Annotated in this window: 22 protein-coding genes; 12 read left to right on the forward strand and 10 right to left on the reverse strand. The window is 68.6% G+C overall.

The window, feature by feature from the left end; translation table 11 throughout:
* Positions 1–30 precede the first annotated feature (30 nt).
* Positions 31–426, reverse strand: a complete 396-nt coding sequence (locus tag AC07OY_RS11340) for a VOC family protein (RefSeq protein WP_495042678.1) — start codon at positions 424–426, stop codon at positions 31–33.
* Positions 427–511: 85 nt separating this feature from the next.
* Here AC07OY_RS11340 and AC07OY_RS11345 point away from each other — a divergent pair, with 85 nt between their 5' ends.
* The gene (locus AC07OY_RS11345; protein ID WP_495042679.1) at positions 512–1,090 is read left to right on the forward strand and encodes a TMEM165/GDT1 family protein; all 579 of its coding nucleotides are present in this window, start codon (positions 512–514) and stop codon (positions 1,088–1,090) included.
* A 77-nt stretch (positions 1,091–1,167) separates the two neighbouring features.
* Here AC07OY_RS11345 and AC07OY_RS11350 read toward each other — a convergent pair whose 3' ends face one another.
* Together AC07OY_RS11350 and glpK are read right to left on the reverse strand one after the other, a co-directional pair.
* On the reverse strand, positions 1,168–1,578 hold the full coding sequence (locus tag AC07OY_RS11350) for a hypothetical protein (RefSeq protein WP_495042680.1): 411 nt from the start codon (positions 1,576–1,578) through the stop codon (positions 1,168–1,170).
* Positions 1,542–3,008: a glycerol kinase GlpK gene (gene glpK, locus AC07OY_RS11355; protein ID WP_495042681.1), complete on the reverse strand. Its 1,467-nt coding sequence runs from the start codon at positions 3,006–3,008 to the stop codon at positions 1,542–1,544. Before glpK ends, AC07OY_RS11350 begins: the two co-directional genes overlap by 37 nt.
* A gap of 27 nt (positions 3,009–3,035) precedes the next feature.
* On the opposite strand from glpK, the gene glpD reads away from it, so the two are divergent.
* Positions 3,036–4,508, forward strand: a complete 1,473-nt coding sequence (gene glpD, locus AC07OY_RS11360; protein WP_495042682.1) for a glycerol-3-phosphate dehydrogenase — start codon at positions 3,036–3,038, stop codon at positions 4,506–4,508.
* A gap of 135 nt (positions 4,509–4,643) precedes the next feature.
* Positions 4,644–5,609: a DMT family transporter gene (locus AC07OY_RS11365; RefSeq protein WP_495043521.1), complete on the forward strand. Its 966-nt coding sequence runs from the start codon at positions 4,644–4,646 to the stop codon at positions 5,607–5,609.
* On the opposite strand, the gene AC07OY_RS11370 is transcribed toward AC07OY_RS11365, so the two are convergent.
* From AC07OY_RS11370 to AC07OY_RS11385, 4 genes are all read right to left on the reverse strand, one after another.
* On the reverse strand, positions 5,606–8,497 hold the full coding sequence (locus AC07OY_RS11370; RefSeq protein ID WP_495042683.1) for a carbohydrate-binding protein: 2,892 nt from the start codon (positions 8,495–8,497) through the stop codon (positions 5,606–5,608). The genes AC07OY_RS11365 and AC07OY_RS11370 overlap by 4 nt on opposite strands.
* A 285-nt stretch (positions 8,498–8,782) precedes the next feature.
* Entirely contained in the window at positions 8,783–9,697 is a 915-nt protein-coding gene (locus tag AC07OY_RS11375; RefSeq protein WP_495042684.1) for a CC0125/CC1285 family lipoprotein, read from the reverse strand.
* A 70-nt stretch (positions 9,698–9,767) separates the two neighbouring features.
* Positions 9,768–10,532, reverse strand: coding sequence for a metallophosphoesterase (locus AC07OY_RS11380; protein ID WP_495042685.1), 765 nt, complete (start codon positions 10,530–10,532; stop codon positions 9,768–9,770).
* 54 nt (positions 10,533–10,586) lie between these two features.
* A complete protein-coding gene (locus AC07OY_RS11385; RefSeq protein ID WP_495042686.1) occupies positions 10,587–11,348 on the reverse strand; it encodes a UPF0149 family protein in 762 nt (253 codons plus the stop codon).
* Positions 11,349–11,564: 216 nt separating this feature from the next.
* On the opposite strand from AC07OY_RS11385, the gene AC07OY_RS11390 reads away from it, so the two are divergent.
* The 4 genes from AC07OY_RS11390 to AC07OY_RS11405 are packed head-to-tail and all read left to right on the forward strand — an operon-like array spanning position 11,565 to position 17,701.
* Positions 11,565–14,093: a TonB-dependent receptor gene (locus AC07OY_RS11390; protein ID WP_495042687.1), complete on the forward strand. Its 2,529-nt coding sequence runs from the start codon at positions 11,565–11,567 to the stop codon at positions 14,091–14,093.
* 45 nt (positions 14,094–14,138) lie between these two features.
* Positions 14,139–15,383 carry an MFS transporter gene (locus AC07OY_RS11395; RefSeq protein WP_495042688.1) on the forward strand — a complete coding sequence of 415 codons (1,245 nt, stop codon included), beginning with the start codon at positions 14,139–14,141 and terminating at the stop codon, positions 15,381–15,383.
* Positions 15,380–16,960, forward strand: a complete 1,581-nt coding sequence (gene treF / locus AC07OY_RS11400; protein ID WP_495042689.1) for an alpha,alpha-trehalase TreF — start codon at positions 15,380–15,382, stop codon at positions 16,958–16,960. Before AC07OY_RS11395 ends, treF begins: the two co-directional genes overlap by 4 nt.
* Positions 16,961–17,017: 57 nt before the next feature.
* Positions 17,018–17,701 (forward strand): CAAX prenyl protease-related protein, encoded by a 684-nt coding sequence (locus AC07OY_RS11405; RefSeq protein WP_495042690.1) that lies wholly within the window; start codon positions 17,018–17,020, stop codon positions 17,699–17,701.
* On the opposite strand, the gene AC07OY_RS11410 is transcribed toward AC07OY_RS11405, so the two are convergent.
* Positions 17,670–18,446: a helix-turn-helix domain-containing protein gene (locus AC07OY_RS11410; RefSeq protein WP_495043522.1), complete on the reverse strand. Its 777-nt coding sequence runs from the start codon at positions 18,444–18,446 to the stop codon at positions 17,670–17,672. The genes AC07OY_RS11405 and AC07OY_RS11410 overlap by 32 nt on opposite strands.
* Positions 18,447–18,571: 125 nt before the next feature.
* Here AC07OY_RS11410 and AC07OY_RS11415 point away from each other — a divergent pair, with 125 nt between their 5' ends.
* From AC07OY_RS11415 to AC07OY_RS11435, 5 genes are all read left to right on the forward strand, one after another.
* Entirely contained in the window at positions 18,572–19,795 is a 1,224-nt protein-coding gene (locus tag AC07OY_RS11415; RefSeq protein ID WP_495042691.1) for an amidohydrolase family protein, read from the forward strand.
* Positions 19,796–19,908: 113 nt separating this feature from the next.
* Positions 19,909–20,376 (forward strand): YiaA/YiaB family inner membrane protein, encoded by a 468-nt coding sequence (locus AC07OY_RS11420; protein WP_495042692.1) that lies wholly within the window; start codon positions 19,909–19,911, stop codon positions 20,374–20,376.
* 15 nt (positions 20,377–20,391) lie between these two features.
* On the forward strand, positions 20,392–20,832 hold the full coding sequence (locus tag AC07OY_RS11425; RefSeq protein WP_495042693.1) for a hypothetical protein: 441 nt from the start codon (positions 20,392–20,394) through the stop codon (positions 20,830–20,832).
* The gene (locus AC07OY_RS11430) at positions 20,829–21,611 is read left to right on the forward strand and encodes a DUF2145 domain-containing protein (protein WP_495042694.1); all 783 of its coding nucleotides are present in this window, start codon (positions 20,829–20,831) and stop codon (positions 21,609–21,611) included. Before AC07OY_RS11425 ends, AC07OY_RS11430 begins: the two co-directional genes overlap by 4 nt.
* On the forward strand, positions 21,608–23,518 hold the full coding sequence (locus tag AC07OY_RS11435) for an MFS transporter (protein WP_495042695.1): 1,911 nt from the start codon (positions 21,608–21,610) through the stop codon (positions 23,516–23,518). The genes AC07OY_RS11430 and AC07OY_RS11435 overlap by 4 nt, the downstream gene beginning before the upstream one ends.
* Here AC07OY_RS11435 and AC07OY_RS11440 read toward each other — a convergent pair.
* Positions 23,451–23,969: a hypothetical protein gene (locus AC07OY_RS11440; RefSeq protein WP_495042696.1), complete on the reverse strand. Its 519-nt coding sequence runs from the start codon at positions 23,967–23,969 to the stop codon at positions 23,451–23,453. The genes AC07OY_RS11435 and AC07OY_RS11440 overlap by 68 nt on opposite strands.
* A 38-nt stretch (positions 23,970–24,007) precedes the next feature.
* On the reverse strand, positions 24,008–25,135 hold the full coding sequence (gene tgt, locus AC07OY_RS11445) for a tRNA guanosine(34) transglycosylase Tgt (RefSeq protein ID WP_495042697.1): 1,128 nt from the start codon (positions 25,133–25,135) through the stop codon (positions 24,008–24,010).
* Between the last annotated feature and the right edge of the window lie 37 nt (positions 25,136–25,172).

Below are 25,172 nucleotides of genomic sequence, written 5' to 3' on the forward strand. Positions count from 1 at the left end.
GGGGCGAAGCCGCCCCTGCAAAGGGCAGCTTCAGCCCATGGCCGTGCAGAGTTCGACCAGCGTGCCGTCCGGGCAGCGCACATAGGCCACCGTCTGGCCCCAGGGTTTGGTGACGGGCGCGGCCAGGGCGCGCGCACCGGCGGCGATGGCCTTGTCATAGGCGGCCTGCACGTCAGCCACCGTGAAGCCGATCTCCATGCCCAGCGGCTGGGTGCTGGTGTCGGCAGCGATGTAGTCATGCTGGACGCTGTCGCGTGCGGTCGCGTGGTCGACAAACGCCAGCTTCGTACCGCTGGCGCCCGTGTCGACCTCGCCATAGGCGCCGCTCTCATGCAGGAAGCGGCGCGGCAGGCCGAAGGCCTTGTCAAAGAAGGCGAGGGAGGCGGCCACGTCGGCGACGTAGACCAGGGTGTAGGCGAAGTTCATGCGGGGTCTCCTGGGTGCAATGCCCGCATGCTGCGCCGGGTTGCCTGTCAGCGCGTGTCAGGAGCGCCTGGGAAAATCCCTGGCAATGCAAGCCTTCCTCATCGCCACCGGCCTGGTGGCTCTCGCCGAGATCGGCGACAAGACCCAGCTCCTCGCCTTCATGCTCGCGGCCCGGTACCAAAGGCCCTGGCCCATCGTGCTGGGCATCTTCGTCGCGACCGTCCTCAACCATGCGGCCGCCGGCGCCCTGGGCTCCTGGCTGACCGGCATCATCGGCCCGCTGGCCCTGCGCTGGATCCTCGGCCTGTCCTTCCTGGCCATGGCGGGCTGGATGCTGATCCCCGACAAGCTCGACGAGGACGACACCCCCAAGCCCGGCCATGGCGTCTTCGTGACGACGGTCATCGCCTTCTTCCTCGCCGAGATGGGCGACAAGACCCAGATCGCCACCGTGGCCCTGGCGGCGCGCTTCCCGGCCGACTTCATCGGCGTCGTCGCCGGCACGACGGCCGGCATGATGGTCGCGAACGTGCCCGCCGTGCTGGTGGGCGAGAAGCTGGCGAACAAGCTACCCGTCAAGCTCGTGCACACGGTGGCAGCCGTCATCTTTGCGCTGCTGGGTATGGCGACGCTGGCGGGGCTGGGAGAGAGCCTGGGTTTCTGAAGGTGGCGAAGGCTCGGTGCGGGTCTGGCATTTCAGCGGCTCCAGCCTCAGGTGGCAGTTCCGTTCTTACGCGAACTTCAAGAGTGTTCGAGGTTGTGCTTGCGCTCGATCACTCTTTTCCCAACGAAGAAGCCGGCATAACCGGCCATCGCGAGTCCCGACCAAGACGACATAGGAATTCGCCATATCAAGACCAAAAACGGGATGACGAACAGCCAGCAACCATAGACGAATAGCAGCGTTCCATGGGCGCGTGCCAAAGAGGGCAGTTGTTGAGGCTTGACGCCCTTGTATGTATGTAGGGCGTCGTACTTCTTCCGAACTACCAAGCTATACGCCCCCCAAAGCACCCATGCTGCAATGAGCAGCAGAGCAAAGAGAACCAGCAGGACAAGAATCGGCCTCATGTGAGAAATTTCCAGCGGCACAACCGTGCAGTGCAGCGTCGCAATCAGTCTGCCAGCACCTGCCGCACCGCCTTGTCCCACGCCGACAACCTCGTCCCCGCCTCATCCCGCGACATGCGCGGCTCGAAGGCGCGATCGAGTTGCCAGATGGCCCCGATCTGCTCGGTGGACTCGTAGACCCCGGCACCCAGCCCAGCCAGCAGCGCAGCACCCAAAGCCGTCGTCTCGATGACCTGGGGCCTCAGCACCGGGATGCCCAACAAGTCGGCCTGGAACTGCATCAGCAGATCGTTGGCGCTGGCGCCGCCATCGACGCGCAGCTCGGTCAACCGATCGGCGGCATCCACATCGGCATTCATCGCCGTCAGCACCGCCGCGCTCTGGAAGGCGATGCTATCCAGCGCCGCACGGGCGATGTGCGCCTGCGTGGTGCCACGAGTGAGGCCCAGCAGCGCGCCGCGCGCATCGGGCCGCCAATAGGGGGCGCCCAGGCCGGCGAAGGCGGGCACGAACATGACGCCGCCGGCATCGGCCACGCTGCCCGCCAGCGCCTGCACCTCGCCGCTGCCGCCGATGGCCTTCAAACCATCGCGCAGCCATTGCACGACGGCGCCGCCGACAAAGACGCTGCCTTCCAGCGCGAATTGAGCCGCGTTGCCCACCTGGGCCGCGCGCGTCGTGATGAGGCCCTGCGTCGACGTGCGCGCCTGCGTGCCGGTGTGCATCAACAGGAAGCAGCCGGTGCCATAGGTGTTCTTGGCCTGGCCGGGCTGCAGCGCCGCCTGGCCGAACAGGGCGGCCTGCTGGTCGCCTGCGATGCCAGAAATGGGCACGCCGAACTCGGTGGCCTGGCCGAAGACGCCTGACGAAGGCCTCACCTCCGGCAGCAGGCTGGCGGGCAAGTCGAAGGCGGCCAGCAGCTCGTCGCTCCAGTCGCCGCGGTGGATGTCGTAGATCAGCGTGCGCGAGGCATTGCTGGCGTCGGTCGCATGGACCTTGCCGTCGGTCAATTTCCACAACAGCCAGCTGTCGATGGTGCCGAAGGCCAGCTCGCCACGGGCCGCGCGTTCACGCGCGCCGGGCACGTTGTCGAGCAGCCAGCGCAGCTTGGTGGCCGAGAAATACGGGTCCAGCACCAGGCCGGTCAGCTCGCGCACGCGCGGCTCCAGGCCTTGCGCCTTGAGCTGCTCGCAGAAGGCCGCCGTACGGCGGTCCTGCCAGACCAGGGCCTTGTGCAGGGGCTGGCCGGTCTGGCGATCCCACAGCACGACGGTCTCGCGCTGGTTGGTGATGCCGATGGCGGCGATCTTGACCCCGGCCTTGGCCACGGCCTCGCGGGCGCATTCGATCTGGTGGGCCCAGATCTGCCCGGGGTCATGCTCCACCCAGCCCGGCTGGGGGAAATGCTGGGGCAGTTCGCGCTGGGCGACCGCCAGCAGGCGGCCGGAGCGATCGAAAACTAGAGCGCGTGAACTAGAAGTCCCCTGATCCAACGCGAGCAGTGCGTCCATGGCTGTCGTTCACTTAGAGTGGTCGGTATGGATGATATTGACGTCGTGGTGGTGGGGGGCGGCATCAATGGCACGGGCCTGGCCCGCGACCTGGCCGGCCGCGGTTGGCGCGTGCTGTTGGCCGAGCGCGACGACCTCGCCTCTCACACCTCGTCGGCGTCGACCAAGCTCGTGCACGGCGGCCTGCGCTATCTGGAGACCTATGAGTTCTCCCTGGTGCGCAAGGCCCTGCAGGAGCGCGAAGTGCTGCTCAGGAGCGCGCCTCATCTGATCCAGCCGCTGCGCTTCGTGCTGCCGCATGCGCCGCATCTGCGTCCGGCCTGGATGATCCGCATCGGCCTCTTCCTCTACGACCATCTGGCCCGCCGCGAACTGCTGCCGGGCTCGCACGGCCTGCGCCTGGCCGGCAGCACCTATGGCGCACCGCTGAAGCCCGAGTTCACGCGCGGCTTTGTCTATTCCGACGGCTGGGTGGACGACGCCCGCCTGGTCGTTGCGAACGCCCAGGATGCCAGGGCGCGCGGCGCCGAGGTGCTGACACGCTGTGCCGTGACCCAGGCCATGCGCGGCCAGGAGGGCTGGCAGGTCAGGCTGCAGAACGGCCGCCAGTTGCGCGCCCGCGCCCTCATCAACGCGGCCGGCCCCTGGGCCGAGCGATTCCTGCGCGACCACACCCAGCGCGGCAACGGCCAGCCGCTGCCGGCGCGCGGCCTGCGCCTGGTCAAGGGCAGCCATATCGTCGTGAACCAGCGCTTCACGCACGACCACGCCTACATCTTCCAGAACGCCGACGGCCGCATCATCTTCGCCATCCCCTACCAGGGTCGCTTCACGCTGATCGGCACGACAGACGTGGAGCTGCCCGAGCACGAAGACCCGCCGTCGCGCGCCGCCATTGCCGAGGACGAGGTGGCCTATCTCTGCGAGCAGGCCAGCCGCTACCTGGCCCAGCCGGTGCAGCCGGCCGACGTGCTGTGGACCTATGCCGGCGTGCGCCCGCTGCTGGACGAAGGCGGCTCGGCCTCGGCCGTCACGCGCGACTATCTGCTCGAAGCCGACAAGCAAGGCGGCGCGCCGCTGCTGAATGTGTGGGGCGGCAAGCTGACGACCTATCGCAAGCTGGCCGAGGACGGCGCGACCCAGGTCGGCGAGATGCTGGGCGACGCGCGCAAGCCCTGGACGGCCGGCGCCACCCTGCCCGGGGGCGACCTCGGCGCGCATGGCGTCGACATCGACGGCTTCGCGGCCGAGCTGCAGGCGGCCCACCCCCGGGCCGGCGTGCGCCGCATCGCCCGCAGCTACGGCAGCCAGGCGCGCGAGCTGCTGGCCGCGCCGCCGGGTGCCGAGATCGCGCCGGGCCTGTTCGAGTCCGAACTGCGCCATCTGGTGGAATACGAATGGGCCCGCAGCGCCGAGGACGTGCTGTGGCGGCGCAGCAAGCTCGGCCTGCACTACTCGGCCGAACAGCGCGAAGCCGTGATGAACTGGTTCAGGGCCTGAGCGGTCTAGGGCCTGTCAACACGACGGCAATGGGCCGCCCAGGCGGACAGTGCAAGGCTGAGGACGAAGGCGAGGCGCATGGATGAAAGAGCCTAGCGCCACGCTGTGACGAAGCCATGGGTGATGATGCTGGCCATGCTGCTTGGTTTGCTGTTCGCCCTCGCCGCCGGGCTGATGTGGGGGCTGGTGTTTGTGGCCCCCGTGATGTTGCCCGGCTATGCGCCCGCCTTGCTGACGGTGGGCCGTTACCTGGCCTTCGGCCTGATCGCCCTGCCGCTGGCCCTGGCTCTGGACCGCCGCGCCCTGCGCGAGCTGCACCGCGCGGATTGGTGGGAGGCCGCCAAGCTCAGCCTCATCGGCAATTTCCTCTACTACCTGTGTCTCTCGGCCGCCATCCAGCGCGCCGGCGCACCGCTGCCGACCATGATCATCGGCACGCTGCCGGTCGTCATCGCCATCTGCGCCAACCACCGCAACCGCGTGCGCGACGGCCATCTGCCTTGGGGCCGGCTGGCGCCGTCGCTGCTGCTGATCGCGGCCGGCCTGGCCTGCGTGAACCGCGATGAGCTGGCCGCCCTGCAGGCCGAGGCCGGCGATGCGCGCCGCTATGCCGAGGGCGCCCTGCTGGCCATCGCCGCCGTGGCCTGCTGGACCTGGTATCCGATCCGCAATGCCGACTGGCTGCGCGCGCATGCCGATCGCTCGCCAAGAGCCTGGGCCACGGCGCAAGGACTGGTCACGCTGCCCATGGCCGTCGCCGGCGCGCTGCTGCTCGGCTTGCTGCACCTGATGGCGCCCGACACGCTGATCCCGGCGGGCTATGCCTTCCCGTTCGGCGACAGGCCGCTGGCCTTCATAGCCCTGATGGCGGCCATCGGGCTGTGCTCGTCCTGGCTGGGCACGCTGTGCTGGAACGAGGCCAGCCAGCGCCTGCCGACCTCGCTGTCGGGCCAGCTGATCGTCTTCGAGACGTTGGCGGCGCTGGCCTATGCCTTCGCATGGAACCAGCGCATGCCGCCGCCGGCGACCTTGGCAGGCGTGCTGCTGTTGATCGCCGGCGTGGTCTGGGCTTTACGCATCAAACCAGTAAAACACGCTTAGAACCCGCTGTTGCCGGTTCCGCGATTCAGCGTGAAGCCGCCCGTGTTGTTCAAGCCGCCCTGCGCAGCACCGCTCACCGTCACGTTCTGGAACGTCGCATTGCCGCCGGACTTGATCTGGATGCCATAGGTGCCGGCGCCGCTGATCGTGATGCCGTCGAACACCGCGTTCTGCACCTGATTCGGCCCGCTGATGTAGAGGCCGGAGTAGGTGCTGTCCTGGATCAGCAGGTCCTTCACGATGACGGGTGAGGTGATGCTGGACGTGTCGGCAAACAGGAACAGCGCGCCGAACTGGTCGTTCCAGTTGGGCTCAAAGCCGCCGGTGCGCACCAGCGTGTTGCCGGTGATGCGCGTCGTGCCGCTGAAGGCCACCGGGCTGAAGCGCGAGCTGACCGTGATGCCGGAGGCGCCGACGACGGTGTCCTGGATGACGTTGTACTCCGCCCGGTTGCCGTTGCCGCCGTAGATGCCGATGCCGTTGGCCAGCACCGGCGACTGCACGGTGTTGCGGACATAGGCGCTGTTGGTCACCGCCGAGCCGCGCGAGTACATGGCCAGGGCGTCGTCGCCGCTGTTGCGGATGACGCTCTGGTCCATCACCGTGTTCTGCACATTGGCGTGGATGTTGACGCCGTCGGCGAACACGTTGCGGATGCGCAGGCCGGTGGCGTAGAGGCCGTTGGTGCCCGAGTCGATCCACATGCCGACCTTGGTGTGCTCGAACCACAGGTTCTGCACCAGGGAGCCGGTGCCGAAGTTGCCTTCCAGCGGCGCGTCGGTCAACACCTGTTCGTCGGGATCGCGCAGCGTGACCTTGCCCAGCATCAGGAAGTCGGCCATGCGGATGTTGTTGCCGGTGGCGTAGAAGCCGCCGCGGCCGTTGTCACCGAGCTCCACCGTCGAGTACCAGGGCCCGGCACCGCGAATGGTGACGCCCGCGACATTGATGCGCGTCGGCAGCTTGAAGGTGCCGGACGGGATCCAGACCACGCCACCGCTCGGCTGGGCCGCCGCGATGGCCTGCTGGAAGGCCGACGTGGCATCGCCGCCGCCCGACACCGCGCCATAGCTGGTGATGGAGAAGGCGCCGGCCGGCATCGCATAGGCGGCGGGCACGACCTCGGTCTCGATGAAGTCGATGTCGTAGTACGCCGCGGTGTTGCCGCTGTCCTTCTGCAGCTTGAAGACCGTGCCCGCCGGGTAGCTGCTGGCGAGGGGCACATGGATCTCGTCGTAGAAATGGCGCGGTGTGCCATCCGACGGCACGCCGCGGAAGGGATAGGCGCCGTAGACCCAGGCGTAGGTGGACGTCAGGTTGAGGTCACGCACCTTGGTCCCGTTGGCGTACAGCGCCAGCGTGGCCGACTGGCCGCCGCCGCCCGGCGCGTCGGGGATGGAATAGCGCAGCACCAGGGAGTTGGTAGGCTGGGTCAGCGTGAAGCTGACCTGGTGGCCGGTATTGGCCAGGCGCACCAGGCTGCGGCCGCTGGACTCGGACTGCACGGTGAAGGGCGTGCGGTTGGCGGTCAGCACGGTGGCATTGGTCGTGGCCGTCTCGGCTTCGTACAAGGTCGTGCGCACCGTGGCGCCACGCGCGGCGGCGGTCAGCTCGCCGGGCACGGTCAGGCTGTCGATGCCGACATCGGCGCCGGCGGCCGCCGCCTGCAGGCCCACGGTGTTGTGGCCGGTGCGCAGCGTCAGCGGCAGGCTCAGCGTGGCCCAGCCGGAGCCGGCGGGGAGGCTGACCGTGCCGATGCGGGCTGCATTGACGATGACGTCCAGCACGCGGGCCGCGCCACTGGTGTTTCGATAGCGCAAAGTGGTGTTGGCGCTGCCGTCGCCGCTCATGAAGACGGTGCGGATGGTGCGGGCGCCGCTGCTGGAGAAGCCGGCGACATAGCCGCTGCCGTTGTAGCCCGTGGCCGAGGTGGACACCGCGGCGCCGCCGGACATGAACCAGGTCTCAGCCTCGGCCGGCGTCACGTTGGGGTTGCCCGTGCCGCCGCCGGTGACGGCGGTGACGTTGAGGGCGTCGAGGTTGACGTTGCCGCTGTCCGCGGTGGTGAACTTGTAGGCGACCGTGTGCGCGCCGGCGCTCAGCGTGACGGTGGACGTCTGCGTCGCCCAGCTGTCCCAGTTCGCCGTAGCGGGCAGGGTGACCTGGCCGGCGGAGGCGCCGTCGACGAACAGCGTCAGCGTCTTGGCCGTGCCCGTGCCGTTGGCATAGCGCAGCGCCAGCTCATGGCTGCTGGCCGTGGCCGCCGTCACGCTGAAGGCGACCTGGGCATTGCCCTTGTTGCCATCGGTGAAGCCGCCGACGAAGCCGCTGCCCTGATAGCCGGTGTGGTCGGTCGCGACGCTGGCGCCGCCGCTCAGTGCCGCGTCCTCGGCCTGCGGGCTGCCCGGCGTGGTGACGACGGCATCGACGTCCAGCTTGTCGAGGTTGACGTTGCCGCTGTCGGCCGTCGTGAACTTGTAGGCCACCGTGTGGTTGCCGGCCGTCAGCGCGACGGTCGTCGTCTGCACCAGCCAGTCGTCCCAGTTGGCGGTGGCGCCCAGGCTGACCTGGCCCTTGGACACGCCGTCGACATACAGCGTCAAGCTCTTGGCCGAGCCCGTGCCGTTGGCATAGCGCAGCTTCAGCGTGTAGTTGCCTGCAGTGGCCGCGTTGGCAGTGAAGCTGGTCTGCGCATTGCCCTTGTTGCCGTCGACAAAGCCGCCGACGAAGCCGCTGCCGGTGTAGCCGGTGTGGTCGGTCGCCGTGGCGGCGCCGCCGCTGAGGGCGGCGCTCTCGGCCTGGAAGGTGGCGGCGTGGATGTGGGACGCCAGGGCCAGGAAGGGCAGGCAGGCGATCAGCCGGCGAAGTGCCGGGGTAGGGGTATGCATCGGTTTGTCTCCGTAGTGGTCTTCACGAGACCCGTCTGACGCGGGTCGAGAACCACTCTAGGGACGAGCGATGCGCCATTGGCGATGCCCCGGCCGGGCGCAAGGCCTGAAGCTTCAAAACCTTGGGAAGGCTTCAGGCTGGCTTCAGATTCGCCATAGGCCGCGCCGGCACTGCTGCTGTCGGCTCAGGGCGCAGACGACGACTGGTAACGCGACCCGAGGACATTCACTGATGCGGCCACATCCAGCCGCGATGCAAGTCACGGCTCATGCCACCCGGTCCGATCAGGTCAGGTCCCGAGCGAGTTCGCAGACCGCGTTGAGCTCCAGTTCCTGTCGCGTGCCGGGGAACACTGTCTTGGGTTCGGGCACCAGGGCGCTACGCCTCATCGGGCCGCGATTGAGGCTGACGGCATGTTCGAACTCCATGCGCGTGCGCTTCTGACAGTCCACACCGATGAGGCCTTCATAGACGACCGGGGACGCAGCATCACTGTTCGAGGACCGCAAGCGGTAGCGAACGATGTCCCCATCTCGGCGAATGGACTCCACGTCGACCGTGAACTGGTCTCTGCCGATCGAGCCGACATAGCGGTATCGGCCGTTGGCCGACAGCGTGCCAGGCCGGCCATTGCTGGCACGAGGCTGGATCACGGCGGCGTGGCTCAGCACTTCGTCGCGCGACACGGGCACGGTGGCACCGTTGGATTTGACATAGGGGTCCAGATCGTCGAGCACCGATTGCGCCCGCAGCACGGGTGTCCCGTCGGAGGGCAGCTCCTTGAACATGACAACCACCGCATCGGTGTGCCAGGTGGTCACCCGGCCGCCCGGGATGTAGATCGGTACATAGCTCACACCGCCGGTCTGGACAAAGCGCGGTCCATCTCCCGGCTGATACACCACATTTCGGATAGGGCCCGGCCCCGAGATCGAGGAGGTCTGCACCGGTGGCCTCTCAAGACCGAAGTAGGCGTAGCCGTTTTGCTTGGTCAGCTCTGCGCAGCGATAGATCCAGAAAGACCACACGCGTTCCTGGCTCGCATAGCCGTTGCCGTCAAACTTCACGCGAAAGCGCGCGTCGTCGATGCGAGTCTCCTTGTAGCCGCCGAACAAGGTGTTCGGCCCGTAGTGCGTGGCACAAGACGTTGTCAGCAAGGTCGCGACAAGCAGGGCGCAGACGCGAAAAGCAAGGTTCATGGTCTATCGACGTGTTCGCAGGGAATAGAAACATTGTCAGCCGAGGGATGAGCCACTCGGTCGCCGAGCCTCAAGCCGCGAAGACCTCGAACACCCGCTGTCCATCGAAGCCATCGGCCTCGCCGCGCTTGCTGTGGCCGCGCGCATTGCTGATGACACGGGTCTCGCCGACGCGGTAGTTGTGGCGGCAATGCAGATGGCCGTGGATCCAGACGCTGGCGTGGGGCAGCAGGTCTTCGTCGTCGTTGCAGAAGCTGGCCGTGCCCGGCTGGCGGCCGTAGCGAGGGTCGGCGCTCTTCAGGCTGGGCGCGAAGTGGGTGATGGCGACCGTCGTGTCCCAGTCCCCTTCGCGCGCGAGTTCGCCGGCCAGCCAGGCGCGCTGCTCCAAGGCCAGCACGCGCACGGCATCGACGCCGAAGGGCTCACCGTGGCGGGTGGACTGCATGACATTCTGGAAATAGCCGCCGGCCCGCATCGCGCGGTCGCGTCCCGAGGGACCGAAGGCGTCGAAGTCGCACCAGCGCGTGCAGCCGACGAAGCGCACGCGCCGGCCTTGTGCGTCCGCCATGACGACGGACTCGTCGTCCAGCATGCGCAGGCCGACCTCCTTGACGTGCGCACGCAGCGCCTCGCGCGCCTCGTCCACGTCACGCCGGTCGTACTCGTGGTTGCCCGGCACGAAGAGCACCGGCACCGGCCAGCCGCGGAACAGCTCGAAGCTGCGCCACGTGGTGTCGATGTCGCCGGCAAGGATCAGCAGCTCGGCACCCGGGGCGGGCACCGGCTGGTAGGACTCCGTCTCGAGATGCAGGTCCGACAGGAGCTGCAGTCTCATGCCAGTTGGGGACAGAGCTCGGCGCCGCGCGCCTTCGGTCTGTCCCGCAAGTCCTTAGTTGCTGCCATGGCAAACCTTGTACTTGCGCCCCGAGCCACACGGGCAAGGATCATTGCGCCCCACCTTGGGCGTGTCGCGCTTGATGGTGTCCACGCGGTAGCGCTCGGCCTCGGTCAGGTCGGCCAGGTCAGCCACCGTGACGACGAGCTCCTCGATGGCGTCGTCCAGGTCCTTCAGCGGATGCTCGCGGTTCAGCGTCGCGACGACTTCCTTCTCCTCGGCCGTCTCGGCCGGCAGGTGGCGGTACAGGCGCGCCATGGCCGCGGCGACATCCTCGTTGGGCATGTCGGCCAGCTCGGGGAAGCACAGGGCGGCATGCTGGAAGCCGGCCACCCAGGGCATCAGGGCGCGCGAGATGGGGCCCAGCTCGTCGTAGCTGGCGCGGGCCGAGCGTTCTTCCTCGGTCGCGTCCTCGGGCAACGGGTCGGGCTCCTGGGTCTCGTCGACCTCGAGGATGACGGGATCGAACCAGCCGTCCTCGACGAGGCCGCGGTTCAGGGCCGCGTGGCGGCGTTCGACGAGCTGGGTCAGCCGGTCCAGCCAGCCGGCATCCACGGCCTCGGGCAGCAGGCCGCCGTCGTAATCGAAGATGTTGGGCAGCCATTCGTCGGCCTCGATGAGGCGGGGCTGCACGATGACGCCGCAGAGGTAGCCGTCCAGCATGGAGGCGTCCAGCGGCTGCAGGGGCTCGGGCGTGGCGGCGAGGAGTTCGTCGAGTTCGGCGAACTCGGCGTCGGTGAGGTCTTGGATGCTCATGGGCGGCGATTGTCGGGGTTTGCCCTGGACCGACAAGCCGCCGCTTCAAAAACTCCGCGGCGTCGGCGCCGCAATCGATGTCATCGATATCAGTGACTCATCTCATTGGTGAAAACCCAAATGACATCGATAACATTTGCCATCAAAGTCCACTCCATCGAAAGTGGCGACGGCCGCGCCGGCTTTCGGGACGCACAACAACCATCGGAGACCACCATGCCCCATGCCACGCCGCGCGCCGGCACCCAACGCCTGCGCCCCCAACTGATCGCCCTGGCCGTCGCCAGCCTCTGTGGCGCCGCCTTCGCCCAAGAGACAGGCCCTGCCGCCAAGCCCGCCCCCGCCTCGCCCGAGGTCAAGGAACTCGAAGCCGTCGTCGTGACCGGCACGGCGCGCCGCGAGGGCGTGCGCAAGCTGGAAGCCGGCTTCTCGATCACGACCGCCACCGAGGAGCAGATCAAGGCCGCCGCGCCCACCAGCACGGCCGACATCCTCAAGACCGTGCCCGGCGTCTTCGTCGAGACCTCCGGCGGCCAGGCCGGCGCCAACATCCGCGTGCGCGGTTTTCCGACGCCGGGCGACGGCCCCTACTCGACCTTCCAGCTCAACGGCGCGCCGCTGTATCACCTGCCGACGCTGAGCTTCTTCGAGCACTCGCAGCTCTTCCGCCTGGACGACACCATCGACCGCATGGAAGTGCTGCGCGGCGGCCCCAGCCCCATCTTCGGCAGCGGCCAGCCCGGCGTGACCGTCAACTTCATCCAGAAGGACGGCCGCAACGCCGAGGCCGGCCTGCGTGTGACGACGGGCACCGGCAACCTGAAGCGCGTGGACGGCGTCTATGCCGGCAAGCTGTCGGCCGACTGGAACATCATGGTCGGCGGCTTCTGGCGCGAGAGCGACGGCGTGCGCGACACGCAGTTCCCCGCCGACAGCGGTGGCCAGGCCAGCGTGGTGCTGAGCCGCAAGCTCGACAACGGCAGCCTGCAGCTCTACGCCCGCGCCCTGCGCGACCGCAACGCCTTCTTCACGGCCATTCCCGTCGTCGGCTCGGCCGACGGCAAGAGCGCGTCCAGCTATCCCGGCTTCAATGCGCTGAAGGACTATTTCTACGGCAACGAGCTGCGCAACATCGTGCTGGAGACGGGCCGCGCGACGGGCCGTACCCTGCCCAATGGCAAGCCCGAGATCCTGCGCAGCACCGTCACCAAGGACCTGGCCGACGGCCGCGGCGCCGACGTGCAGACCTATGGCGCCAACCTCGACACCAAGCTCGGCGACTGGACGCTGACCAACAAGCTCAGCCACACGACGGGCGACACGCCGACCTACGCCCTCTTCTCCGGCGCGAACCCGCAGACGCTGTCCAGCTACATCACCTCGCAGGTGACCGCGGCCAACGGTGATGCCGCCGTCGTCGCTGCTGCGGGCCGCGCGGCCACCACCGGCAGCGCCACCTTCACCAATGGCGGGGGCGCGGTCACCGGCAGCACGCCCGTCATCGTCAACGGCATGTGGGCCGTGGACAAGGCGCTGCGCTCGACCAGCAACGAGACCCGCATCTCCCGCGAGATCGCGCCGGGCAACAACCTGACCCTGGGCCTCTACCTGGCTGGCTACAGCTCGCACGATGTCTGGACCCTGGGCCAGGCCCAGCTGATGACGGTGCAGTCCCATGCCCGCCTTGTCGACGTGGTGCTGGACAACGGCGTCAAGGCCTCGCGCAACGGCTATGTCACGCCGCCCTTCTCCTTCAACCTCGACGCCAACTACAGCGGCAACACGCGCGCCTTCTTCATCGCCGACGAGTGGCAGCTGACCAAGGAGCTGCGCGTCGACCTCGGCGCCCGCCGCGAGACCCAGCGCATCACCGGCACGATTGCCAACGTCAGCAACGGCGACCTCGATGCCGACCCGACGACGATCTACAACAACAACCTGTCCTATTTCAACGGCACCCACACGCTGATCGACAGCAAGCTGAGCCGCAGCTCCTTCACGGCCGGTGCCAACTACGCCTTCACGCGCGACTTCAGCGCCTTCGTGCGCGTCAACAAGGGCCATCGCCTGCCCGACTTTGACGTGCTGCGCGGCCGCGGCGCCAACGAGAGCCGTGATTCGGTCGAGGACATCACGCAGTTCGAGATCGGCCTGAAGACCGCCACCAAGCTCTACAGCGCCTTCCTGACGGCCTATGCCAACAAGCTGACGAACTCGCAGACCCAGCAGTTCACCAATGCCGGCAATGTCGTGCTGCGGCCGAACAGCAAGGCCTCGGGCGTCGAGTTCGAACTGGCCCTGCGCCCAGGGGATTGGCTGAAGGGCTTCGAGATCGCCGCCACCGGCAACGTGCAGGACGCCAAGTACAAGGACTTCCAGCAGTTCAGCGGCAACCGCGTCGAGCGCGCGCCGAAGTTCCAGGCCCGCCTGACGCCGAGCTGGCAGACCCAGACCGGCTTCGGCCAGCTGCGCACCTTCGCCACCTTCAGCCATGTCGGCGAGCGCTTCGCCGACCAGACCAACACGCTGAAGCTGCCGGCCTACCGGACGATCGACGCGGGCGCCGTGTTCTCCATGGACAACGGCCTGGAAGTGCGCCTCACCGGCACCAACCTGACCAACAAGATCGGCCTGACGGAAGGCAACTTCCGCGTGCCGGGCCAGGCCGCGGGCCAGGACGGCGTCTTCCTCGCGCGGCCGCTGTTCGGCCGCGCCTATGAACTGAGCGTCGGCTTCCAGTTCTGACGAAGCGCCAAGATGGCGACGCCTGAACTCAACGCCCCACTCGACATGACCACCACACCTGCACTCTCCCTGTCGAGCGGCGGCCTGCGCATCAGGCTCGCCATCATCCTGACCTATATGCTGTTCGGCGCCCTGCTGAACAGCGTGGGCGCGGTCAACCTGCTCGTCGTGCAGACCCTCGGCGTGCCACGCGCCGAGGCCGCCCTGCTGGACGCGTGGAAGGACCTGCCCATCGCGGTCACGTCCTTCCTCGTCGCCTCGCTGCTGCCCCGGCTGGGCCTGAAGAAGTCCATGCTGCTGGCCCTCGCGGCCGTCGGCGCGGCGTGTTTGGCCATGCCGGTGCTGTCGGCCTTCTGGGCCATCAAGCTGCTGTTCTGCACGCTGGGGGCAGGTTTTGCGCTGGTCAAGGTCTCGGCCTATTCCATGATCGGCCTGGTCACCCACGACAAGGCCGGGCATGCCCGCTTCACCAACCTGCTCGAAGGCCTGTTCATGGTCGGCGTGCTGGGCGGCTTCCTGCTGTTCAGCCAGGCGGCGCACACACCGGGACAGGGTTGGCTGCAGGTCTACAACATCCTCGCCGCGCTGGCTGCCGGCGCGTTTGCGCTGCTGCTGTTCAGCCCGCTGGACGAAGGCCCCATCCAGTCGCCCGGCACCACGCTGCGCGAGGATCTCGTCGCGATGGCGCCGCTGCTCAAGCTGGCCCTGGTCGTCGTCTTCCTGCTGTCGGCCTTCCTCTATGTGCTGATCGAGCAGGGCATCTCGACCTGGCTGCCGAGCTTCAACAACGAGGTGCTGCATCTGCCGACAGCGATGAGCGTGGGCCTCGCAGTCATCATGCCGGCGACGACGGCCCTGGGCCGGTTGACCAGCGCCGCCGTCATCGGCCGCCTGGGCTGGTTCGCCGTCGTGCTTGCCTGCCTGGTCGGCATCGCGGCGCTGATCCTGATCACGCTGCCGCTGTCCCGCAACGTCGCGCCGCTGGGCGCCGATGTCGGCTGGCTCAATGCCCCGCCCGCCGCCTATCTGCTGCCGCTGACCGGCCTGCTGCTCGCGCCCATCTATCCGGCCATCAACTCCGCCATGCTGAGCGCGCTGCCGCAACGCCAGCACGCGGCCATGACCGGCCTCATCGTCGTCTTCTCGGCCCTGGGCGGCACGCTGGGCAGCTTCGTCACCGGCCGCCTCTTCGTCGCCTTCGACGGCACCACCGCCTTCGGCCTGCTGCTGGTGCCTGTCGCGGCGCTGGCGGTCTCGCTCACCCGGCTGCGCCGGCATCTCGTGTCATGACCTCCTCGTCCTCGCGCCCCGGCGACCTGTTCGCCACCGCGCCCATCCAAGCCGTCGCACCCGCCCATGCGGCGGCCGCGACGCCCCATGAGCTCTATGGCGAGCTCTTCATCGCCGTGCAGATGACGCGCGTCTTCGGCGACGGCAAGAGCTTCGTCGACGCCCGGCCCAAGACTTCGCCGGCGCTGATCCGCGCCCGTTTCGAGGCCGACCGCCGCCTGCCCGGCTTCTCGCTGCCCGATTTCGTCCATGCCCATTTCGAGCTGCCCGGCCACGACGCCGCCGTCGGCCCGCGCCTCGGCATCCGCGAGCACATCCGGGCGCTGTGGCCGCTGCTGGTGCGCGAGCATCCGCAAGCCCAGGAGGGTGAGAGCCTGCTGGCCCTGCCCCGGCCCTACGTCGTGCCTGGCGGGCGTTTCCGCGAGCTCTACTACTGGGACAGCTATTTCACGATGCTCGGGCTGGTGGCCGACGGCCGGCGCGACCTGGCCGAGCACATGCTCGCCAACTTCGCCCACCTGATCGCGACCCACGGCTTCATTCCCAACAGCAGCCGCAGCTATATGTTGAGCCGCTCGCAGCCGCCCTTCTTCTTCCGCATGGTCGAGCTGCTGCACGCCGACGACCCGGCGGCCGGCTTCGCGGCCCACCTCGCCGAACTCCAGGCCGAGCACGCCTTCTGGATGGCCGGCGAGGCCACGCTGGCACCCGGCCAGGCGCATCGCCGCGTCGTGCGAACCGCCGACGGCGCGCTGCTGAACCGCTACTGGGACGACCGCTGCACGCCGCGGGAGGAAAGCTGGCGCGAGGACGTGCTGACCGCCGAGGCGGCCGCCGGCCGCACGCCGCCTGAGGTCTGGCGCGACCTGCGCGCCGGCGCCGAGAGCGGCTGGGACTTCTCGGGCCGCTGGTGCGCCGATCCCGCCGACATCGCGACGATCGAGACGACAGCGCTGGCACCCGTCGACCTGAATGCGCTGCTGGCCGGCCTGGAGAGCGCGATTGCGCTGGGCGCCGCACGCAGCGGCGACACGGCCACGGCCCACGCCTTCGAGGCCCGCGCCTCCGCCCGCCGCCAGCTGCTGCAGAGCCGCTTCTGGCGCGCCGACGCCGGCCATTTCGCCGACCTGAACTGGCGCGACGCCAGCGACCCGCGCCCGCTGACGGCCGCAGCCCTGGTGCCCCTGTATCTGGGCCTCGCGACGCAGGCCCAGGCCGATGCCATGGCCGCCCAGGTGCAGCGCCATCTGCTCGGCGCCAACGGCTTGCTGACGACGGCCCTGACAACCGGCCAACAATGGGACGCCCCCAATGGCTGGGCGCCGCTGCAATGGATGGCGTCCCAGGGCCTGAACCGCTACGGCCACGCCGCGCTGGCCCGCGACATCGCCGCGCGCTGGTGCGCCAGCGTGCACCGCGTCTATCTCGCCACGGGGCGGCTGCTGGAGAAATACGACGTCGCCGAGGACAGGCCCGGCGGCGGCGGCGAGTACGAGACCCAGGACGGCTTCGGCTGGACCAATGGCGTCTTCGTCGCCTTCAAGGATGGCCTGCTGAAATCAGCGACAGCCCCCTGAGGCTTGGGGGGCCTGGCCCACCGGCTTGTCACGCCCTGGCCTTAAGCTGGGGCTGACATGCCTGCCGATACGCCCGCACTCAGCCCCGCCGCCCTCGCCCGTTGCATTCCCTTCTTCGTCTTCATGGCCTTCCTGGCCCTGCGCGGCTATCTGCCCGCAGACGTCGGCCTGGATGCGCGCTGGATCTATGGCGCCCAGACCGTCGTCGTCGCCGGCCTGCTGGCGTATTACTGGCGCGGCTATGGCGAGCTGGCAAGGCAGAACCTGCCCGATGCGCGTGAGACGGGCTGGGCTGTCGTCGTCGGCATCGCCGTCTTCGCCATCTGGATCCAGCTCGACGCGCCGTGGATGCAGCTCGGCTCGGCCACCGCCAGCTTCGTGCCGCTGGACGCCAACGGCCAGCCCATCTGGACGCTGATCCTGCTGCGCCTCGTCGGCGCGGCCCTGGTCGTGCCCGTCATGGAGGAGCTGTTCTGGCGCAGCTTCCTGATGCGCTGGGTGCAGCACCCCGGTTTCGAGCGCGTCGATCCGCAGACGGTGGGCGTGCGCGCCATCGTGCTGTCGACCTTTGTCTTCACGCTGGCCCACACGTTGTGGCTGGCCGCCGTCGTCGCGGGCCTGGCCTATGCGTGGCTCTACCGCCGCAGCGGCCGGCTGTGGACGGCCGTCATCGCCCACGCGGTGACCAACGGCCTGCTGGGCATCTGGGTCATCTCGACCGGGCGTTGGGAGTTTTGGTAAGCCCCAATCCAGGCCTTTCCAGATCCCGGAACGCCTCGAAGATCCACGACCTCAGCCCGATGACGACGCTGTAGGGCCGCTTCTCGGAGGCGGGAAGCTTCTGGTCCAGCAGATGCTGGCGGGCGAAGTCGTCGGCCGCGCGCTGCAGCCTCTCGGCCAGCTCGCGGGCATGGCCGGCGCCGAACTCGCCATGCACCAGCGTCAGCAGTTCGCCATCGCCGTCGAAGCCGCCGGCGAAGAAGTCCGCCATCACGCGCTCCCTGAAGAACTGCATGACGGGGCCCTGCGGCCGCCAGCGCAGGGTCTTGGCGACCTTGAGCTTGTAGCGGTTGTGCGGGCGCAGCTCGATGACGCCCAGGCGGTCCAGCTGGGCCAGGGCCGCCACGATCTCGGCCTCGGACATGCGGTAGCGCGTCAGCATGTTCTCCAGCGGCCACTGGCTCAGGCAGCAGATGGCCACCAGCAGCAGCTTGGGGTCGGCGACGACGGCCTTCTCCTGCTCCAGGCTCAGCTCCCGCTGGGTCGGCGTCTCGCGCACCAGGCGCGCGGCCAGCTCGGCGAACTCCAGGCCCAGGGCGCGGCAGATCTCGTCCACGCGTGACAGCGGCATCTCGCCGCCCGGCGCCAGCATGCGCTTGACGCTGGACTCGGAGAGCTCCAGTTCGCGCGCCAGCTCGGCATAGCTGAGGCCGCGCGTCTTCAACTCGGCCTTGATCAGGGCCACGAGGGATTGCGTGCTCGACATGACGCGACGGTAGCGCATGACGCCACCGTCGGTCGCGGGCCTCGCGCCAGCGCCGCAAAAACGGCGGCGGCAGGCCGCGGCCTCGCGATGCTCGCGGCCCTCGTCACTTCCTGTCCTCCGTCGCCATGCTCACCCGACGCCATCTGCTGTGCTGCGGCGCCGCCGCCGGCCTGTTCACCTCCCTGGCCGCACCCGCCCGCGCCGGCCTGCTCAATGGCTGCCGCAGCGGCATCCCCGACGAGCTGCGTCCCCTGCTGGAGCGGACCTTCGCCGGTCTGGATCCGGCCCAGCTCTGGGACGTCCACACCCATCTGCTCGGCACCGGCGACTCCGGCTCGGGCTGCACCGTCAACGCCCAGCTGAGCCAGTGGTGGCATCCGGTGGAGATGCTGCGCAAGCGCTTCATCCTGAACGCGGCCTGCGTGCCGGGTGACGCGCCCAGCGTGGACCGCGCCTATGTCGAGCGGCTCAAGGCCCTGGCCGACGATTTTCCCGCCGGCGCCCGCTGGATGCTGTTCGCCTTCGACCAGGCCTGCGACGCCGCCGGCCGCCCCCACGCGGGCCACACCACCTTCCATGTGCCCGATGCCTATGCGGCCCGCATCGCCGCAGCCCATGCCCAGCGCTTCGCCTGGGTCGCGTCCATCCATCCCTACCGGCCTGATGCGCTGGCCAGGCTGGATGCAGCCCTCGCCAACGGCGCCGTAGCGCTGAAGTGGCTGCCTTCCAGCATGAACATCGACCTGCGCGACCGCCGCCTGCGCCCCTTCTACGAGCGCCTGGCGGCGAGCCGCCTGCCCGTCATCGTGCACTGCGGCGAGGAGCATGCCGTGCCCGGCGCCCGGCGTGACGAACTGGGCAACCCGCTGCATGTGCGCGCGGCGCTGCAGCAGGGCGTACGCGTCGTCGTCGCGCACTGCGCCTCCCTGGGCGAGGCGCTGGACCTGGACCTGAAGCGCCCGCGCGAGGTGTCCGCCTTCTCGCTGTTCGAGCGCCTGATGGACGAGGACTGGGGCGGCCGGTTGCTGGGCGACATCTCCGTCGTGCTGCAGACCAACCGCCGCCCCGAAGTGGCCCGAACGCTGCTGGCGCGCCGGGACTGGCATGCGCGCCTGCTGCACGGCTCCGACTACCCGCTGCCCGGCATTCCGGCCGCCATCCGCCTGCCCGCGCTGGTCAGCGCCGGGCTGCTGGACGCCGCCGACGCCGCGCCCCTGGAGCGCCTGCGCGAGCACAACCCGCTGCTGTTCGACCTGGCCCTCAAGCGTGCTGCGAACTGGCGTGGCGCCCGCTTCTCGGCGGCGGTTTTCGCGACCCGACCCCACTTCGACCGCCAGGGAGTCGCATGAAACGCTACTTTTCGGCGCTTGCCACGCGCCTCGGAACTATTCCCGAGGTGGCCCCTGCCGGCTTCGCGCAAGATCGCGGCCATCGCAACATTCGTTCACACACCGACAACACCATGCGCCAATTCCCCACCGTCCGCCGCGATACCAGCGCCTGGCGCCTCCAAGTCTGGATCTCCTTCGGCCTCAGCGTCATGCTGTGCGCCTCGGGCCTGGCCTGGCTGCCGGGCGCCGACCTGGACCGCGCCTTCATGGTCATGGGCTATGTGTTCTGCCTGTCCACGGCCTTCGCGCTGGCCAAGTTCATCCGCGACAACCAGGACCGCCAGGTCGACACGCCGATGTGGCGCCTCGTCGTCTGGGCCGGCTTCGCGCTGGCCATGGGCCTGACCGGCTGGGGCCTGTGGCGCATGGAGATCCAGCCCGTCTGGAAGGCTTACCTCGGCGTCTGCTGGCTCTACCTGATCTCCAACGTCTTCACGCTGGCCAAGATGCTGCGCGACGCGCATGAGGCCGACCTGATGGAAGCCCGCCTGCAGGGCCGCCGCGAAGCGGCGATGCAGGCGGACGCCGAAACGCAATAACCCGAGGAGCATGCGATGAAACGCCTGTTTGCCGCCACCGCCCTGTCTCTGGCGCTGGGCCTGCCCGCCCAGGCCCACACCAGCCCCTCCGAGGCCAGCGCCGTCCTGTCGGTCGCGCCAGTGGTGCTGTCCGTCGCCGCCGTCAGCACCACCGGCGTCGTGCTGAGCGCCCTGCCCGCCGGCATCCTGTCGGCCGGCGTGACGCTGGTCGTAGTCAGCGTTGAAGTCGTCGCCGGCGTCACGGTCTGGGTGCTGGAACGCGCCTCGGATGGCGCGCGCATCAGCATCCGCGCCTCCGGCAAGCTGGCCGAGGGCGTCGTCGTGTCCACCGGCGCGGCCGTCGTCGTCTCGGTCATCGGCGCCGGCACCATCCTGTCCGCGGCCGGCGAGGTCATCGCCTTCATCCCCAACGAGATCGGCAAGGCCCTGCTCTACAACGAGAAGGTGAGCCGTTGAGGCTGGCCCTCGCCTGCGCCGCGCTGGCCCTCGCCACGGCCGCCCACGCGGGCCGGCCGTGCGAGGAGAAGCAGCCGACGGCGCGCCAGATAGAGCAGGGGCTGAACCTGGCCCAGGCCACCGCGCGCCAGCTGGACGCCAGCGGCGCCCAGGTCGCCGTGCTGGCCCGCGCCGGCCAGGACCTGAGCAAGTACGGCCTGCAGTGGTCGCACCTCGGCTTTGTCTACAAGGACGGCAGTCAGCAACCGGCGGTCTGGCGTGTCATGCACAAGCTCAACCACTGCGGCACCGACCATGCCGCGCTCTACCGCCAGGGCCTGGGCGAGTTCTTCCTCGACAACCCGCACCGCTACCAGGCCGCCTTCGTCGTGCTCAAGCCCGAACTGCAGCAGGCCCTGCTGCCCGTGCTGATCGACAACAGCCGCGTCGCGCGCTTCAACGAGCGCCGCTACAGCATGGTGGCCTATGCCTTCGGCACCCAGTACCAGCAGAGCAACCAATGGGTGCTCGAGACCCTGGCCGGCGCCGCCGCTCCCGGCATCTCCAGCCGCCGCTCGGCCCAGGACTGGCTGCGCAGCCAGGGCTACCAGCCCACCGACCTGCGCCTGTCGGCCCTGGAGCGCCTGGGCGGCCGCATGACCCAGGCCAACATCGCTTTCGACGATCATCCGACCGCGCGCCGCATGACGCGGCACATCGACACGGTGACCGTGGACTCGATGTTTGCCTGGCTGCCGCGCGCCGGCCTCTCCGAATCACCGCAACTGGTCAAGCAATGAGCCAACAAGAGCACCCGAATCAGTTCGCCCTGCTGGGCCAGCGCCGCTTCGCGCCCTTCTTCTGGACGCAGTTCCTCGGCGCCGCGAACGACAACGTCTTCAAGTTCGCGTTCACGCTGATGATCACCTACCAGCTGCAGCTGGACTGGCTGCCGCCCACGATGGCGGGCCTGGTGATCGGGGCGCTGTTCATCCTGCCCTATGTGCTGTTCTCGGCCACCAGCGGCCAACTGGCGGACAAGCACGACAAGGCGCGGCTGATGCAGCTGGTGAAGAGCCTGGAGATCGCCATCATGGTGATCGCGGCCTGGGGCTTCTATGCCGCCAATGTGCCGGCCCTGCTGGCCTGCGTCTTCCTGATGGGCCTGCACTCGACGCTGTTCGGCCCGGTCAAGTACGCCTACATGCCGCAGCACCTCAACGAGCGCGAGCTGACCGGCGGCAACGGCATGGTGGAAATGGGCACCTTCGTGGCCATCCTGCTCGGCCAACTGCTCGGCGGCATCCTGGTCGACACGCCCGTCGTCGGCCCGCAGCATGTGGCCTGGGCCTGCCTGGTCCTGGCCGTGCTCGGCCGCGTGACGGCCCAGGGCCTGCCGCCCAGCCCGTCGACCGACCCCGGTCTCGTCATCAACTGGAACCCCTTCACCGAGACCTGGCGCAACCTCAAGCTCGCGCATGAAGGCCTGGCCGTGTTCCGCTCGCTGCTGGGCATCTCGTGGATGTGGTTCTTCGGCGCCGTCTTCCTGTCCAACTTCCCGGCCTTCGCCAAGGAGGTGCTGCACGGCAGCCCGCAGGTCGCGTCCCTGCTGCTGGCGGTGTTCTCCATCGGCATCGGCATCGGTTCGCTGCTGTGCGAGATGCTGTCCAAGCGCCATGTGGAAATCGGCCTGGTGCCGCTGGGCGCCATCGGCATGAGCGTGTTCGCCATCGATCTCTATTTCGCGGCCAGCGGCCTGCCGGCGAGCGAGCCCTACAGCGTCAGCGCCTTCCTCAGCGTCGCCGCCCACTGGCGCGTGCTGGCCGACCTGACCCTGCTGGCCCTGTTCGCCGGCCTGTACAGCGTGCCCATGTATGCGCTGATCCAGCTGCGCGCCCAGCCCAGCCATCGCGCCCGCATCATCGCGGCCAACAACATCCTGAACGCGATCTTCATGATCGCCAGCTCGGTCATCGCCGGCGCCATGCTGGGCGCGGGCCTGACGATTCCGCAGATCTTCCTGGCCGTGGGCATCGCCAACGCGGTGGTGGCCTTCTACATCTTCCTCATCGTGCCGGAGTACCTGCTGCGCTTCGCGGCCTTCGTGCTGACGCGCCTCATCTACCGCTTCAAGATCGTCAACGACGAGCGCATTCCCACCAGCGGCCCGGCCGTGCTGGTCTGCAACCACGTCAGCTTCGTCGACGCCGTGCTGCTGATGGCCGCCAGCCCGCGCCCCATCCGCTTCCTGATGGACCACCAGATCTTCAAGATCCCGGTGCTGGGCTGGATGTTCAAGCTGGCCAAGGCCATCCCCATCGCGCCCGCCAAGGCCGATCCGGCCACCTACGAGGCCGCCTTCGCCGCCGCCCGCGCCGTGCTGCAGGACGGCGAGATGGTCTGCATCTTCCCCGAGGGCGGCCTGACCCGCGACGGCGAACTGCAGCCCTTCAAGGGCGGCGTCATGAAGCTCATCGAGGGCCTGCCCGAGGTGCCCGTCATCCCGATGGCCCTGGGCAATCTGTGGGGCAGCTTCTTCTCGCGCGTGGAAGACGGCAAGGCCATGGTCAGGCCGATGCGGCGCGGCGTGTGGAGTCCGGTCAGCTTGACGGTGGACCAGCCGATGGCGCCGGCCGAAGTCAGTCCCGAGGCTTTGCGGTCTCGGGTGTCCGGCCTGCTCGGAACAGCCGCTTCACCCTCAGCTTGATCGCCCGCGCGCTGCGCCAGACGGCGCTGGCGCGCACCCAGGCCAGCAGCTCGGCCTTCCAGGCCGTCCAGCGCGCATGCAGGCGGGCGAACCAGGCCAGCTGCATCAGCGCCGGCTGGATGAGCTGGAACAGCCAGGCCAGCAGGGCCGTGCCGATCAGCTTGGCCGCGATGATGACCATCAGGCCGAGCGTCACGCGGCCCTCGGCCACCAGCCACAGGGCCAGCAGCTTGACCGGCAGGATGAGCAGGCTGGGCAGCACCAGCACGATCAGGGCCCAACGCGGCGGCAGGCGCTTGAGCAGGGCCTCGAACTGACGGATGACCGGCAGCCTGGCGAGCAGCGCGAAGACGCGCCGCAGCGGCTCCCAGCCCCACTCCTCGAACAGGATGAGCAGCGCGAGGACGACCTTGATCAGCCAGCGCAGCGGGGCGAGCAGGGCTTTCAGCATGCCGCTATCTTGAGGCCGCGGCGCCGTTCACCAAGAGGTCAGATTCCCCTTGCCCGATCCGCGTGGAACTGGGCCCGCCAAGCCTCGAAGCGGCCGGCGTCCAGCGCGTCGCGCATCTCCTGCATCAGGTTCAGGTAGTAGTGCAGGTTGTGCACGCTGGTCAGCATGGGGCCGAGCATCTCGCCGCAGCGGTCCAGGTGGTGCAGATAGGCGCGGCTGAAGCCCTTGCAGCATTCGCAGCTGCAGGTCTCGTCGACCGGCTTCTCGTCGGCCTTGTAGCGGGCATTGCGCAGGCGCAGGTCGCCAAAGCGCGTGAACAGGTGGCCGTTGCGCGCGTTGCGGGTGGGCATGACGCAGTCGAACATGTCGATGCCCTGGGACACGCCTTCGACCAGGTCCTCCGGCGTGCCCACGCCCATCAGATAGCGCGGCTTGTTGGCCGGCAGCTGGTGGCCGGTGTGCTCCAGGATGCGCTGCATCTCGGCCTTGGGCTCGCCGACCGACAGGCCGCCGATGGCATAGCCCGGCAGGTCCAGCTCGGCCAGGCCGGCCAGCGAGGCGTCGCGCAGATTCGTGAACATGCCGCCCTGCACGATGCCGAACAGCGCGTTCGGGTTCTCGAGGCGGTCGAACTCGGTGATGCAGCGCCTGGCCCAGCGCAGGCTCAGCTCCATCGAGGACTTGGCCTCGCGCTCGGTCGTCAGCACGCCCTTGCTTTCATAGGGCGTGCATTCGTCGAACTGCATGACGATGTCGGAGTTCAGGATGGTCTGGATCTGCATGCTGACCTCAGGGGTCAGCAGCAGCTTGTCGCCGTTGACGGGCGAGGCGAACTTGACGCCCTCCTCGCTGATCTTGCGCATGGCACCCAGGCTCCAGACCTGGAAGCCGCCGGAGTCGGTCAGGATGGGCTTGTTCCAGCTCTCGAAGCGGTGCAGGCCGCCGAACTGCTTGACGACGTCCAGGCCCGGCCGCATCCACAGGTGGAAGGTGTTGCCCAGGATGATCTGGGCGCCCATCTCTTCCAGCGAACGGGGCGTGACGCCCTTGACCGTGCCGTAGGTCCCCACGGGCATGAAGATGGGCGTCTGCACGACGCCGTGGTTGAGCGTGAGCGTGCCGCGGCGGGCGCGGCCTTCGGTCTTGAGGAGGTCGAACTTCAGCATGGGATGGGGATTGTCGCAGCGGGGAGGGGCAGGCCTA

This window comes from Roseateles sp. GW821-FHT09H10 (genome assembly GCF_059415865.1).

Coding starts and splice junctions, on each gene's coding strand:
- AC07OY_RS11420 (WP_495042692.1), top strand. CDS start 19,909: ATGCGCCAATTCCCCACCGTCCGCCGCGATACCAGCGCCTGGCGCCTC.
- AC07OY_RS11405 (WP_495042690.1), top strand. CDS start 17,018: ATGCCTGCCGATACGCCCGCACTCAGCCCCGCCGCCCTCGCCCGTTGC.
- AC07OY_RS11365 (WP_495043521.1), top strand. CDS start 4,644: ATGCTGCTTGGTTTGCTGTTCGCCCTCGCCGCCGGGCTGATGTGGGGG.
- AC07OY_RS11375 (WP_495042684.1), bottom strand. CDS start 9,697: ATGAACCTTGCTTTTCGCGTCTGCGCCCTGCTTGTCGCGACCTTGCTG.
- treF (WP_495042689.1), top strand. CDS start 15,380: ATGACCTCCTCGTCCTCGCGCCCCGGCGACCTGTTCGCCACCGCGCCC.
- AC07OY_RS11345 (WP_495042679.1), top strand. CDS start 512: ATGCAAGCCTTCCTCATCGCCACCGGCCTGGTGGCTCTCGCCGAGATC.
- AC07OY_RS11425 (WP_495042693.1), top strand. CDS start 20,392: ATGAAACGCCTGTTTGCCGCCACCGCCCTGTCTCTGGCGCTGGGCCTG.
- AC07OY_RS11390 (WP_495042687.1), top strand. CDS start 11,565: ATGCCCCATGCCACGCCGCGCGCCGGCACCCAACGCCTGCGCCCCCAA.
- glpD (WP_495042682.1), top strand. CDS start 3,036: ATGGATGATATTGACGTCGTGGTGGTGGGGGGCGGCATCAATGGCACG.
- AC07OY_RS11415 (WP_495042691.1), top strand. CDS start 18,572: ATGCTCACCCGACGCCATCTGCTGTGCTGCGGCGCCGCCGCCGGCCTG.
- AC07OY_RS11395 (WP_495042688.1), top strand. CDS start 14,139: ATGACCACCACACCTGCACTCTCCCTGTCGAGCGGCGGCCTGCGCATC.
- AC07OY_RS11440 (WP_495042696.1), bottom strand. CDS start 23,969: ATGCTGAAAGCCCTGCTCGCCCCGCTGCGCTGGCTGATCAAGGTCGTC.
- AC07OY_RS11340 (WP_495042678.1), bottom strand. CDS start 426: ATGAACTTCGCCTACACCCTGGTCTACGTCGCCGACGTGGCCGCCTCC.
- glpK (WP_495042681.1), bottom strand. CDS start 3,008: ATGGACGCACTGCTCGCGTTGGATCAGGGGACTTCTAGTTCACGCGCT.
- AC07OY_RS11380 (WP_495042685.1), bottom strand. CDS start 10,532: ATGAGACTGCAGCTCCTGTCGGACCTGCATCTCGAGACGGAGTCCTAC.
- tgt (WP_495042697.1), bottom strand. CDS start 25,135: ATGCTGAAGTTCGACCTCCTCAAGACCGAAGGCCGCGCCCGCCGCGGC.
- AC07OY_RS11435 (WP_495042695.1), top strand. CDS start 21,608: ATGAGCCAACAAGAGCACCCGAATCAGTTCGCCCTGCTGGGCCAGCGC.
- AC07OY_RS11370 (WP_495042683.1), bottom strand. CDS start 8,497: ATGCATACCCCTACCCCGGCACTTCGCCGGCTGATCGCCTGCCTGCCC.
- AC07OY_RS11385 (WP_495042686.1), bottom strand. CDS start 11,348: ATGAGCATCCAAGACCTCACCGACGCCGAGTTCGCCGAACTCGACGAA.
- AC07OY_RS11410 (WP_495043522.1), bottom strand. CDS start 18,446: ATGTCGAGCACGCAATCCCTCGTGGCCCTGATCAAGGCCGAGTTGAAG.